Genomic DNA, 12,072 nt, shown 5'->3' on the forward strand with positions numbered 1-12,072 from the left:
TCGCCGCAGGCGATGGGGGCAAAGCCCCCTAGGCCCGCCCCGCCGCAGCCGACAACAACGACGGATCAACCCCCTGCGCCCGCAACGCGGCATTCCACTTGCCCTGATTGTCATGGCCAAAGATCAAGTCATCCGCGCCCTCGCCGGTCAGCCAGCCATTCGCCAGCATCTCGTCATCCAGCTGGCCCGGCCCCCAACCGGCATAGCCAAGCGCCAGAACCGCATCACCCGGACCATTCCCCTGCGCCAGATCCTCTAGAATATCGCGGGTGGTGGTCATCGCCAGATGCGAACCGATCCGCATCGTGCCGTCGACATCGCCACCGCCCTCGGGCACGCGATGCAGCACGAATCCCCGCCCTGGCTCGACCGGCCCGCCAAAGCGGACCTCGATCCCGCGCGTGCGGTCATCGGTGTCGATGCCCAGTTGCCCCAGCAGATCGCGAAAGCCGATCTCGGGCAGGGGGCGGTTCAGCACCAGACCCATCGTGCCCTCGGCCGAATGGGCGCAGATCAGCACCACGGAACGCTCGAAACGCGGGTCCAGCATGCCAGGCATGGCGATCAGGATCTTTCCGGTCAGGTCTGTGCACTGTTCTGTCATGGTCTCTCCTGTCCTTCATGATGATCGTCACCCGCGCCCGCTGTTGCAAGCCCCGCGCGCGAATGTGACTTTGCGCAGACCCGCAACCACCCTAGACCTGCCTGCATGAAACACCCGACCCTTGCCGCCCTGATGCTTCTGCCGCTGTTGGTGCCGGCCCCATCCATCGCGCAGCCCCAGACCCTGTCCCAGACCCTGCCCCAGACCCTGCCGCCCGGCCTGACCTCGGCCCGGCTGCTGCCCGGCTGGACAGACGATCAGGGCCGCCGGATCGCCGCGCTTGAACTGGTGCTGGAACCGGGCTGGAAAACCTATTGGCGCAGTCCCGGCGACAGCGGCATCCCGCCCAGCTTTGACTGGCAAGGCTCGGACAATCTGGGCGACGTCACCTTTCACTGGCCCGCGCCCGAACTGATTGATTCCGGCGGCAGTCTCAGCTTTGGCTTTCATGACCGGCTGGTCCTGCCCTTCGAGGTCACCCCGAAACAGCCGGACCAGCCCATCAATCTGACTGCCACGGTCGAATTCGGCCTGTGCGAGAACATCTGCATCCCCGCCAATCTGACCCTGAAAGCGCCCCCTGCCGCCGACCGGCCGGACCCCGCGATCCAGGCCGCGCTGGACCGGCGCCCCATCGACAGCGCACTGCGCCCAAGCTGCCGCCTGGACCCGATCGAGGACGGCATGCAGATCGACGTGACCCTGGCCGATGCCGGTGGATTCAAGGCATTGGCGGTCGAGTTTCCGGGCCGGCCCGAGGTCTGGGTCTCGGTCCCCGATGCCGCCTTTGGCCCCGATGGCGGGCTGACGGCCAGTGCCGATCTGGTCCCGCCCGAGGGCGCGCCCTTTGATCTGGACCCGGCCGATCTGTTATTCACGCTGATCGGTGATCAGCAGGTGATGCAGATGCAGGGCTGCGACCCGACCGGCTAATCGCCAGCCCGCCCGCAACCACCACTGCCAGCACAACCGCCGCCATATACCACGCCATCGCCTGCCCCGCCGAGGCCGCGACCGGCCACCAACCGGGCAGTGACAACACCTGCGCCAGCGCCACGGGCAGCAGCAGCGTCACGAAACCCGCAGCGGCGATCAGCGCCCCGACTGTCAGCGGCAGCCGCAACGGCCCGGCACGCAGACCGCGCCGCAGGCCCCGCCGCGCATGGGCGATATCCTCGCCCACGCCCAGGGCCGCCGGCACCACCAGCAGCACGACCAGCATGCCAAAGCCCAGCCCATAGGCCAGCGTCACCACGGTGGGCTTCAGAAACAGCGCCTGCGAGGACCGTTCATACAGCAGCGGCGCCAGCCCCAGCACCGTTGTCAGCGTGGTCAGCAGAACCGGGCGCAGCCGGTTGCAGACCGCGTCGATGATCGCCGGCCGCATCCCCCGGCTCGCGGCATATTCATCGACAGTCGAGATCAGCACGATGGAATCGTTGATCACAATGCCCGACATGCCGATCAGCCCGACGATCGAGAACATCGACATGGGCAGGCCCCAGATCGTATGCCCCCAGACCGCGCCGATCAGGCCAAAGGGAATGACCGCCATGACCACCAGCGGCCGCGTCCATGACGCAAAGATCCATGCCAGCACCATATAGATGCCCAACATGGCCAGCGCGAAACCCAGTGCCGCCTCGCCCAGAAAATCGCGTTCCTGTTCGGCCAGGCCGGTAGCCTCGTAATCGACGCCGAAATCCGAGGCGATCTGTGGCAAGATCACGTTTTCAAGGTTCTGGGTGATCTCGGCGGCGCGTGCCGGGTCGCCCTCGGACAGATCGCCGGTGACGGAAATCATCTGAACCCCGTTTTCGCGCCGGATCGTGGAAAAGCCCGCACGGCTGCCCACGGTCACGATATCGGCCAGCGGCACCCATTGGCCCGATGTGGCGCGCATCATCATCCGGTCCAGAAAGTCGCCGCGCCTCTCGGATTCCGGCAATTCGACCTGGATCGTGCCGGTGCGCGTGCCAACGGGAAAACTGGCGGCCTCGATCCCGCCAAGGCGCTGGCGCAACTCGCGCGCCAACCCCTCGGTGGTAAAGCCAAGGGCGCGGCCCTGCGCCGTCAGTTCCAGCGCCAGTTCTTCCTTGTCATAGGACATGCTGTCTTCCAGCGCCAAGACCTCGGGAAAGGCGGCAAGCCGCGCCTTCAGCGCCTCGGCGGCGTTTTTCAGCTGCTGGGCATCGGCCCCCGACAGGCGCACCGAAATGGCATCGCCCCCCGGCCCGCCACGGAAGCCGCGAAAGCTGATCGTTTCCAGCCGCGGATCGGCGGGCATCGCCTGTTGCAGATCAGCGACGAAATCGAAACTGGAATAGGGGCGCAGATCGGCGTCGATCAGCTCGATCTGGATCGAGCCCAGCAAATCGGCATCCTTGGTATCGGCCCCCGGCAGCGGGCGGCCGGAATTGCCGCCGATCTGGGCCATGGCATGCGTAACGGGGTTGGTGCCGTATTCGGCCTGATACCTGCCAGCGACCTCATCGACGGCATCCTGCATCAGACCCAGCACGCGCATCGTATCGTCGCGCGTGGCGCCGGGCAGCATGGCGAAATTGCCCGCGACACTGCCATGTTCGGGCGAATCCCAGAAACGCCAGGGCACCTGCCCGGAAATCATCGCCGCCGCCGACCAGCCGAACAGCGCGATCGTCGCCGCCAGCACCGGATAGCGCAGGCGGATGATCCAGCCCAGCACCGGCCGGACAAACCGTTCCGTCAGCCAGTCCAGCCCCCGGTTCACCACCTTCGAGGGCTTGTCATACCAATTGTTCCGCGCGGTCTTTGTCAGCGCATGCGCCATATGGTTGGGCAGCACCAGAAAACACTCGATCAGCGAGGCAGCCAGCACCATGATCACGGTCAGCGGAATATCCACGATCAGATTGCCAAAGCGCCCGCCTATGGCCATCAGCCCGCCAAAGGCGATGATCGTGGTCAGCGTCGAGGACACCACCGGCGCGGCCATGCGATAGGCCGCGCGCTCGGCGGCGACCACCGCACGTTCGCCCAGCTTGCGGGCGCGGTAATCGGCATGTTCGCCCACCACGATGGCATCGTCGACGATGATTCCCAGTGTCAGGATCAGCGCGAAAAGCGAGATCATGTTCAGCGTCATGCCGAACAGATACATCAACCCGATCGCACTGAGCAGCGAGGCTGGAATCCCCGCCGCCACCCACAGCGCCGTGCGCGCGTTCAGGAACAGAAACAGCAGGCAGACCACCAGCCCCAGGCCCATGATGGCGTTATCCACAAGGATTTGCAGCCGGCCCGAGATCTGTTCGGCACGCGCGCGCACCAGTTCGACCGCCACCCCATCGGGCAGGCTCGGGCGCATCTCGGCGGCGGCGGCCTCGACCTCGCGCTGCATGCCGATGGCGTCACCGGCGGCGGATCGCATCACCTGAATGACGACGGCGGGATCACTGCCGACGTAAAAGGCAACCTCGCGGTCCATCCCCGACGAGGTGACGCGCGCCACATCGCCCACCGTCAGCTCGGTCCCGTCCGAGGCCAGCCGCAGCGGCAGCGCCGCGACCGAGGCCGGGTCGCGCGCCTCGGACCCGGTGCGCACCCGCGCCGCGCCCGATGAGACATCCCCGGCCGGCTGCGCGCTGGCCGCAGCGGCCGCGACCTGTGCGATCTGTTCCATCGTCAGATCGTGGCGCACCAGATCGGCCATGCTGACCTCGATCAGCGTTTCGGGCGCGGTCAGGCCGGACACTGTGGCGCGGGTGATGCCGCGCGCGTAAAGCCGGTTCAGCAGATCGTCGGCCAGCCGGCCCAGCTGATCCACGCCCACCGGACCAGAGATGACCACATCGGCCACCCGGTCGCGCCAGGCGCCACGGCTGATTTCGGGGTCCTCGGCGCCTTCGGGCAGGGTGTCGACGGTGGAAATCGCCGTTTCCACCTCGGTCATGGCACGGGACATGTCCCAGCCCGGCTCGAATTCCAGCTCGATCCGTCCGGCGCCCTGCGTGGCGCGCGATTCCTCGGCGGCGACGCCCTCGACCGCCAGCAAGGCCGGTTCCAGCACCGCGATGACCGATCGGTCCACATCCTCGGCGCCGGCACCGTCCCATTGGACCGAGATGTTGATCTGCTCGATCACCGTATCGGGAAAGAACTGCGCCCGCATCCGTGGCGCAGCAACCAGCCCGCCGACGACCATGACCGCCAGAACCAGATTGGCCAGCGTGGCGTGGCGCGTGAACAGCGACAGAATGCCCCGTCCGCTGCCGCCATCCTCAGCCATCGGCCTGCGCCCCCTGCCGAAGCGCCTGTTGGCTCGCGCCCTGATCGGGCTGCGGCGCGGCGGCGTCGCGGACCAGAATACCCGTGCCCAGCTGCGGCGCACGCTCGGCCACGATCCGCGCGCCGACCAGTTCGGCGCTGACCGCGATCACCACATCATCACCCTGCCGGCGCAGCACGCTGACCGGATAGGCCCCAAGCCGATCATCCGCGCCAACCACCAGCACCGCGCCATCCGCGCCAACCGCCGCCGCCGGAATCACCGCGGCATTGGCCAAGGGCGGCTCGTCGATTTCGACGGTCACGAAATCGCCGGGGCGCAAACGCGGGTCGGGCTGATCCAGCCGGGCAAAGACCGTGCGGCCGGCCGCGCCCTCGGCCACCGAGGCGGCCGCACGATCCAGATGCGCATCCACTGCGATCCGCCCCGCCGACCCATCCAGCACGATCCGCACGGGCGTGCCCACGAGCACGGCATCCCCCACCACCAGCCGGGAATATTGTTGCAGCGACAGCGGGATCTGCACCTCCAGCGCATCGGGGTCGAGAATCTGGGCCAGCTGTTCGTTCTGGCTGACCAGCCCGCCTTCGACCACGGCGACATCGGTGACGCGCCCGGCAAAGCTGGCGCGCACCTCGGTCAGATCCAGCGTCCTGCGGGCCTCGGTCAGGTCGATCTGGTTGCGACGGACGGCCAGCTCGGCGGTCGAGACCGCGCTTTGCGCATTTGCCAGCGCGGATTGGCGCGACAGCACAGCCTGCTCGGCGCCAGAGGCGGCAAGCTCGGCGGTTTCTCGGTCGGTGCTGGTCCCCAGCCCGCGATCGGCCAGGCTGCGCTGGCGATCGAAGGCGGCGCGGCGCAGTTCGGCCTGAATGCGGGCTGCGGCCAGATCGTCGGTGGCGATCAGCACGTCACGGCGCGCATCCTCCAGCGCGGCCTGTGCCTCGGCCTGCGCGGCCAGCCCGGTATCCAGCGCGGCCTGGGCCGCCGATGGATCGGTCTGGACCAGCCGCTGACCAGCCGCGACCAGGCCGCCTTCGTGCAGATCGGGCGACAGGAAGGTGATCCGTCCCGAAGCGCCGGCGCGCAGTTCCAGCCGGCGTCGCGATTCGACGGTGCCAAAGACCTGCATGACCGGATGCACCGTCGCTGGCGTCAGGGTGACAAGCTGGACGGTGAAGGCCTGTTCCTGCATCGGCCGTCCGCCCGGCCCGCCCGTCCGCGCCTGTTCCAGCGCCGCCCATATCTGGAACGCTGCCAGAAACAGCAGCCCGATGGTCACAGCGGTGATGAACAGCCCGCCAAGGCTGCGTAGAAGAAAGCGCATGTCAAACCCGTCCGTTATGCCCGGACTAACCCATCAATAGGAAATGAACCCTAAACACCCGCTGCGTCCAGCTTTTCCGCCAGCGACAACAGGTCGGCCCAGGCCTCGCGCTTGGCCACCGGGTTGCGCAGCAGATAGGCGGGATGGGTCATCGGCAGGGCGGGTTTGTCAAAGGCACGCGCCCAATGGCCACGCAGCCGCAAAATGCCGCGACGGCCCAGCGCAGCCTGGCAGGGCGTATTGCCCATCAGCACGACGAAATCGGGATCCGCCAGTTCGACATGGCGCCGCACGAAGGGCATCATCATCGCCATTTCATCGGGCGACGGGTCACGATTTCCCGGCGGGCGCCACGGTAAAACATTGGTGATGTATAGCGACTTTTCGGCATCGACCGCGTCCCGCGCCAAGCCGATGGCCGCAAACATCCGATCCAGCAGCTGCCCGGCACGGCCCACGAAGGGGCGGCCCTGGCGATCCTCTTCATCGCCCGGCGCCTCGCCCAGGATCAGCACCCGAGCCTTGGGATTGCCATCGGCAAAGGCGAAACTGCGGGCGCCCTTTTTCAGTTCAATCCCGTCAAATCGCTCTTGCGCATCGGCCAGCGCCTGCAATGTGTCGGCAGCCGCAGCGGCGGCCTCGGCCTGCGCCACCAGCACCTCGATCACCGGCCCCTCGCCGGCCGAGGGGCGAGGCGCGGGCGCAGGGGCCGCCGCCATGCCCGGCAGAGCCGCTTCGGCCGGGCGCCGAGGCTTTTCGACCGCATCGGGCAGATCAAAACGATCAACCGGCGCGTCAAGCATCGGCTCGTCCACGCCCATCTCGATCTGCCATTCCAGCAGCGCCAGCGCGGCCTCGGGCGTCAGATCGTGACCGAGATATGTGGGATTCGCCGTCATCGGAACAGAATAGCCGGCCGGCTAGTCCGCCACCAGCATATAGCCAGTGCCCCGCACCGTCTGAAGGAAACGCGGTTCCTTCGGATCGGTCTCGATCTTGCGGCGCAGGCGGGTGATCTGGACGTCAATGGCGCGTTCGCTGTTTTCGGCCTCGTCGGCATTGCCATTGCCGCTGCCGCCCCGGCCCAGATCCTCGATCAACTCGGCGCGGCTGACCGGCTTGCCGCGGCTGGCGGCCAGGCGGTGCAACAATGCCTGCTCGGTGCCGGTCAGGCGCAGCAGCGTGTCGCCCTGCCACAACTCGCCCTTTTCGGTGTCATAGCGCAACGAGCCCAGAGACAGGAATTTCGGTGCGGCGGATTCGGGCGCTGGCATCCGGCGCAGGATCGCAGCGATCCGCAGCAGCAATTCGCGCGGCTCGAAGGGCTTGGCCAGATAATCATCGGCGCCGCTTTCCAGCCCGGTGATGCGATCCTCGATCTCGCCCTTGGCCGTCAGCAGCAGGATCGGCGTGTCGATGGTCTTGCGCAGATCGCGGGTCAGGGAAACCCCGTCCTCGCCCGGCATCATCACATCCAGCACGATCAGGTCGAATTCCAACCCCTTCAGCAGCCGCCGCGCCTGCTGTGCATCACGGGCCTGGCTGACGAAAAAGCCGTTCTTTTGAAGGAAACGCCGCAACAGGGCGCGAATCCGTTCGTCATCATCAACGATCAGAATATGGGTGTCGGCCGCGCTGGTCATTTCCGCTCGTCGGTGAGGTCCTTCATCGACTGATACTGCGAGCGCGTCTCGGGGTCCATCATCGCTTCCAGAACCTGACGAAATCCCGCCACCGCCTGCGGCCCGGCGTTGCGATAGGCCGCACGCATCCGCGCCCGCTGCGATTCGGACAGCCGGCGTTCCAGCGCGGTGCCCTTGTCGGTCAGATAAAGCTGCCTTTCGCGCCGGTCCCGGCGGCCAACGCGGCTTTCGACCAGTCCATCCTCGATCAGGGTGCGCAGCACGCGATTAAGCGATTGCTTGGTCACGCCCAGCACATCCAGCAGCGAGGTGACCGTCAGCCCCGGCTCGCGATTGATGAAATGCAGCGCCCGGTGATGGGCGCGGCCGTAATCCAGATCGACCAGAATCAGATCGGGGTCCGAGGTGAAGGCGCGATAGGCAAAGAACATCGCCTCGATCCCGCGGCGCAGCTGGTCATCGGTCAGAAACAGCAGATTCTCGCCGCCCAGCCCGGCTATTCGCACCTTTTCCTGCATGGGCACCCCTTTGTTCCGCAGCGATATGGCAGTCTTGTTGACTTTCCAAGATTCGATTGTTAGCCGTCAAGCCGTCTTGCGCAATTTATTGGCAAAACTTGTCAGGATCGCGCAAGATTCGCAAAGCTGAACCCGAGGATATGACATGGCAGGCGCTTACGACGATCGTGACGGCAAGATCTGGATGGATGGCAAGCTGGTGGACTGGCGCGATGCGCAGGTACATGTCCTGACCCATGCACTGCACTATGCCAGTTCCGTATTCGAGGGCGAGCGCTGCTATTCCGGCAAGATCTTCAAAAGTCATGAACATTCGCTGCGGCTGATCGAATCGGCACGGCTGCTGGACATGACCTCACCCTATACCGCCGATGAAATCGACGCCGCGAAAGAGGCCGTTCTGAACGCCAACGGCTTTACCGACGCCTATGTGCGCGCGGTGATGTGGCGCGGCTCGGGCGAGGACATGGGCGTTTCGGCCCGCAAGAACCCGGTGCGCATGGCCATCGCCGCCTGGGAATGGGGCAGCTATTATGGCGACGCCAAATGGCAGGGCGCGAAACTGGACATCGCCAAGTGGAAACGCCCCAGCCCCGAAACCATCCCCACCGCCGCCAAGGCAGCCGGGCTTTACATGATCTGCACGATGTCCAAGCACGCGGCCGAGGCCAAGGGCTGTTCCGACGCGCTGTTCATGGATTGGGAGGGTTACGTGGCCGAGGCGACCGGCGCCAATATCTTCTTCGTCAAGGATGGCGAAATCCATACCCCGCTGGCCGACCGTTTCCTGAACGGCATCACCCGCCAGACCATCATCCAGATGCTGAAAGACAAGGGCCTGACCGTGCATGAACGCCGCATCAAGCCCGAGGAAATGGCAGATTTCAGCGAATGCTGGCTGACGGGCACCGCAGCCGAGGTCACGCCTGTCGGGCAAATCGGTGACTATAATTTCCAGGTCGGAAGCGTGACCCGTGAGATTGCTGAAGATTACGAAAAGCTGGTCCGCTCATAAGCCAGAAACGCATTTACGAACGGCCGCCGGTCATTTGCCCGGCGGCCGTTTCTTATGGGGCATGTCCAGCAGGCGATTGGCAAGGCAAGCCAGATGCCGCCTGATTACGGCCCCGCATCAGGCTTTCTTGCCAGAATTCCACTCAGAAAGACCTCAAGCGTGCCGCGCACATAGTCGGCAAAGCCCAGATGCAGTTCTGCCAGCCTTGGTTCGGCCTTATATGCATCCAGAACCGCTTGGGTCGGGGTGCTGTGCGGCCAGGCTGCGGCCGTCATCAGCAACACAACCGAAATCGCTTGCAGCGCGTCTTCGCGGGTCAGTTCGGGCAGATGCCGGCGGAAGGTATCGGCGACGCGCTCGACCACGGCGCGCACCGCAAGCTTGTGCGACAGCACGACCGTCATCGAAACGTTCCGTTCCAGCACCGCGGCCTGCGCACTGGCAAGATCGCACAACAAGGGCCGCGCAGTCAGGCTGTCTGTCACCATGCTCGCCAGATGGTCGATGCGCTGGCGCTGTGTTCCCCCGGCCGTCACGGGCAGATCGTCCAGCACCCCAGCCCAGCTTTTCAGTTCCGCGCTCAGAAGCTCCAGCAGAATCGCTTCGCGCGTTTCAAAATACCTTAGAACATTCGACTTCGCGAGGCCGACCTGACGGCTCAGCTCATTCAAGCTGAGTTCCGCGACAGGCATTTCCGCAAGCATTTCGGCAGCTTTCGCCAGGATCAACTGGCGGCGCTGTTCGCGCTGTTCGTCGTTTCTGGCGCGCTGAAAATCCATGCCGATCATATTTCATCGCAAATACTTCTTGTAAAGAGACCGGTGGTTCTTTATTTGCCGCAAATAACAGACCGTCGGTCTCTAATAGAAACGCAACACGAAAGGAACGGATGATGGGTTGGAGCGAGAAAGACATACCGTCGCAGCACGGCAAGCGGGTGATCGTCACCGGAACCGGCGGGCTTGGGTTCCAGGCGGCACGGGCGCTGACTGCCAAGGGCGCCGACGTGGTTCTGGCCGGGCGCAACCCGGACAAGGGGACCAAGGCATTGGCGCGCATTCGTGCCATCACGCCCGATGCGAAAATCACGTTCGAACGCCTCGATCTTGCCAGTCTGGCGTCGGTTTCTGCCTTTGCGGGCCGGATGTCGGATGATGGCCGTCCGCTGGATCTGCTGATCAACAATGCCGGCGTCGCGATTGTGCCAAAGCGGCAAGAAACGCAGGACGGTTTCGAACTGCAGATCGGCACCAACCATATTGGTCATTTCGCGCTGACCATGCGGCTGATGCCGCTGTTGCTGAAAGCAAGGGCGCCGCGCGTCGTCAGCCTCAGCAGCAATATGCACAAGCGTGGAACGATCAATTTCGATGATCTTCAACTGGCGCGGAAATACAGCCCCGCCGGGGCCTATGGTCAGTCAAAACTGGCCACATTGATGTTCGCGTTGGAACTTGACACCCAGATGAAACAGCAGGGTTTGCCGGTCATCAGCGCCGCCGCCCATCCGGGTATCGCCCGCACTGACCTGATGAATAACGGCCCCGCAGGCCAGCCCGTCCTTCAGGCGGTTTCGCATCTGATCGAAAGGATCGTGGGCCAATCCGCAGCCGAGGGTGCATTGCCGCTGCTGCGGGCGGCAACCGATCCGGCCGTGCGAGGCGGCGAATATTTCGGCCCCGCAGGCTGCACCGAGGCAAAGGGCGCGCCCGAACTGGTACAGGCCTCGCCCAAGGCGAAGGATGCGGCGGCGCGGCGCAGATTGTGGCAGGTTTCGGTGCGGTTGACCGGCACCGAGATGCCCATTCCCGCATGAATGTGCGGCAGCCCCTGTCGCGATGCATAGCCAATGAAAAACACCGACATCCCATTCGGGAATGTCGGTGCAGCATGGTTATAAATGGCTATGAAACCAAAATCATGGCTGACAGAAGCGGCTGATCAAGACTCGTCAGATCAGGTGGTATGGCCACGCTCGATCCGCGCATATTCAGCGGTCTTGCGGCCATCGCCGCTGCGGTCCTTGGGACGGCTGTGCAGGGCGGCCACAGCCGGATGCGTCCCGGATTCGCGTTCCTGCCGGGTATATTCCCGCAGGCGCGCGGTGCCATGATCGCGTGGCTGATCGCCGACATGTTTGGTCATCTTCGGCCCTCCTCCAATGGATTGGACCCTCAATATAGGGCCGAATCGGACCAGAGCCAAACCTTTAGGCCGCCTTTATCCCCTGAGCCGCCGCCAGAACGGCGTGCAGGGCGATGGGATCGTCATTGGCCCGCAGCTTGGCGCGCAGGTCGCCGTCGCGCAGCGTGCGCGACACCAGAGCCAACGCCTTGAGGTGATCGACGCCGGCGCTTTTCGGCGCCAGCAGGGCAAAGATCAGGTCGACCGGCTGCCGGTCGACGGCATCGAAATCCAGTGGCTTGTCCAGCCGGATGAACAGCCCGGCCACCTTGTCCAGCCCATGCAGCCGGGCATGGGGCAGCGCGACACCATGGCCCACCCCGGTCGGCCCCAGACTTTCCCGTTCTTGCAGCGCGTCCAGCACCTCGGCCGCCGGCAGCCCATAAACTGTATGGGACAGTTCGGACAGCTCGTGGAAAAGCCGCTTCTTTGATGTGACCTGGGACAGGGACCTGACGGCCCCCTGTTTCAGAATGTCACTGATCTGCATTCGGCCTGCCTTTCGGGCGAT

Annotated in this window: 12 protein-coding genes; 3 read left to right on the top strand and 9 right to left on the bottom strand. The window is 64.9% G+C overall.

Annotated elements, in window-relative coordinates:
• Window positions 1-28: 28 nt before the first annotated feature.
• On the bottom strand, window positions 29-604 hold the full coding sequence (locus tag FNJ84_RS01195) for a YqgE/AlgH family protein (protein WP_143791082.1): 576 nt from the start codon (window positions 602-604) through the stop codon (window positions 29-31).
• 105 nt (window positions 605-709) lie between these two features.
• On the opposite strand from FNJ84_RS01195, the gene FNJ84_RS01200 reads away from it, so the two are divergent.
• Window positions 710-1,537, top strand: coding sequence for a protein-disulfide reductase DsbD domain-containing protein (locus FNJ84_RS01200; protein ID WP_255470999.1), 828 nt, complete (start codon window positions 710-712; stop codon window positions 1,535-1,537).
• Here FNJ84_RS01200 and FNJ84_RS01205 read toward each other — a convergent pair.
• From FNJ84_RS01205 to FNJ84_RS01225, 5 genes are read right to left on the bottom strand one after another with little or no spacing between them, the layout of a single operon-like run.
• A complete protein-coding gene (locus FNJ84_RS01205; RefSeq protein WP_143791083.1) occupies window positions 1,479-4,874 on the bottom strand; it encodes an efflux RND transporter permease subunit in 3,396 nt (1,131 codons plus the stop codon). The two genes, FNJ84_RS01200 and FNJ84_RS01205, sit on opposite strands and share 59 nt — an antisense overlap.
• Window positions 4,867-6,201 (bottom strand): efflux RND transporter periplasmic adaptor subunit, encoded by a 1,335-nt coding sequence (locus FNJ84_RS01210; protein WP_143791084.1) that lies wholly within the window; start codon window positions 6,199-6,201, stop codon window positions 4,867-4,869. Before FNJ84_RS01210 ends, FNJ84_RS01205 begins: the two co-directional genes overlap by 8 nt.
• A 50-nt stretch (window positions 6,202-6,251) precedes the next feature.
• Window positions 6,252-7,100, bottom strand: coding sequence for a uracil-DNA glycosylase family protein (locus tag FNJ84_RS01215; RefSeq protein WP_143791085.1), 849 nt, complete (start codon window positions 7,098-7,100; stop codon window positions 6,252-6,254).
• A gap of 21 nt (window positions 7,101-7,121) precedes the next feature.
• Entirely contained in the window at window positions 7,122-7,844 is a 723-nt protein-coding gene (locus FNJ84_RS01220; protein ID WP_143791086.1) for a response regulator, read from the bottom strand.
• On the bottom strand, window positions 7,841-8,362 hold the full coding sequence (locus tag FNJ84_RS01225; RefSeq protein WP_143791087.1) for a MarR family winged helix-turn-helix transcriptional regulator: 522 nt from the start codon (window positions 8,360-8,362) through the stop codon (window positions 7,841-7,843). The genes FNJ84_RS01220 and FNJ84_RS01225 overlap by 4 nt, the downstream gene beginning before the upstream one ends.
• A gap of 145 nt (window positions 8,363-8,507) precedes the next feature.
• Between FNJ84_RS01225 and FNJ84_RS01230 the strand changes: the two genes are divergently transcribed.
• The gene (locus tag FNJ84_RS01230; RefSeq protein ID WP_143791088.1) at window positions 8,508-9,377 is read left to right on the top strand and encodes a branched-chain amino acid aminotransferase; all 870 of its coding nucleotides are present in this window, start codon (window positions 8,508-8,510) and stop codon (window positions 9,375-9,377) included.
• 104 nt (window positions 9,378-9,481) lie between these two features.
• Here the strand turns inward: FNJ84_RS01230 and FNJ84_RS01235 are convergent, their stop codons facing one another.
• Window positions 9,482-10,156 (bottom strand): TetR/AcrR family transcriptional regulator, encoded by a 675-nt coding sequence (locus tag FNJ84_RS01235; RefSeq protein ID WP_143791089.1) that lies wholly within the window; start codon window positions 10,154-10,156, stop codon window positions 9,482-9,484.
• A 113-nt stretch (window positions 10,157-10,269) separates the two neighbouring features.
• Between FNJ84_RS01235 and FNJ84_RS01240 the strand changes: the two genes are divergently transcribed.
• The gene (locus FNJ84_RS01240; RefSeq protein WP_255471000.1) at window positions 10,270-11,193 is read left to right on the top strand and encodes an oxidoreductase; all 924 of its coding nucleotides are present in this window, start codon (window positions 10,270-10,272) and stop codon (window positions 11,191-11,193) included.
• 140 nt (window positions 11,194-11,333) lie between these two features.
• Here the strand turns inward: FNJ84_RS01240 and FNJ84_RS01245 are convergent, their stop codons facing one another.
• Together FNJ84_RS01245 and FNJ84_RS01250 are read right to left on the bottom strand one after the other, a co-directional pair.
• Window positions 11,334-11,522 (bottom strand): hypothetical protein, encoded by a 189-nt coding sequence (locus FNJ84_RS01245; protein ID WP_143791091.1) that lies wholly within the window; start codon window positions 11,520-11,522, stop codon window positions 11,334-11,336.
• A gap of 64 nt (window positions 11,523-11,586) precedes the next feature.
• The gene (locus tag FNJ84_RS01250) at window positions 11,587-12,051 is read right to left on the bottom strand and encodes a PTS sugar transporter subunit IIA (RefSeq protein ID WP_143791092.1); all 465 of its coding nucleotides are present in this window, start codon (window positions 12,049-12,051) and stop codon (window positions 11,587-11,589) included.
• Between the last annotated feature and the right edge of the window lie 21 nt (window positions 12,052-12,072).

This window comes from Paracoccus sp. M683 (assembly GCF_007096355.1).
Lineage (GTDB): Bacteria > Pseudomonadota > Alphaproteobacteria > Rhodobacterales > Rhodobacteraceae > Paracoccus.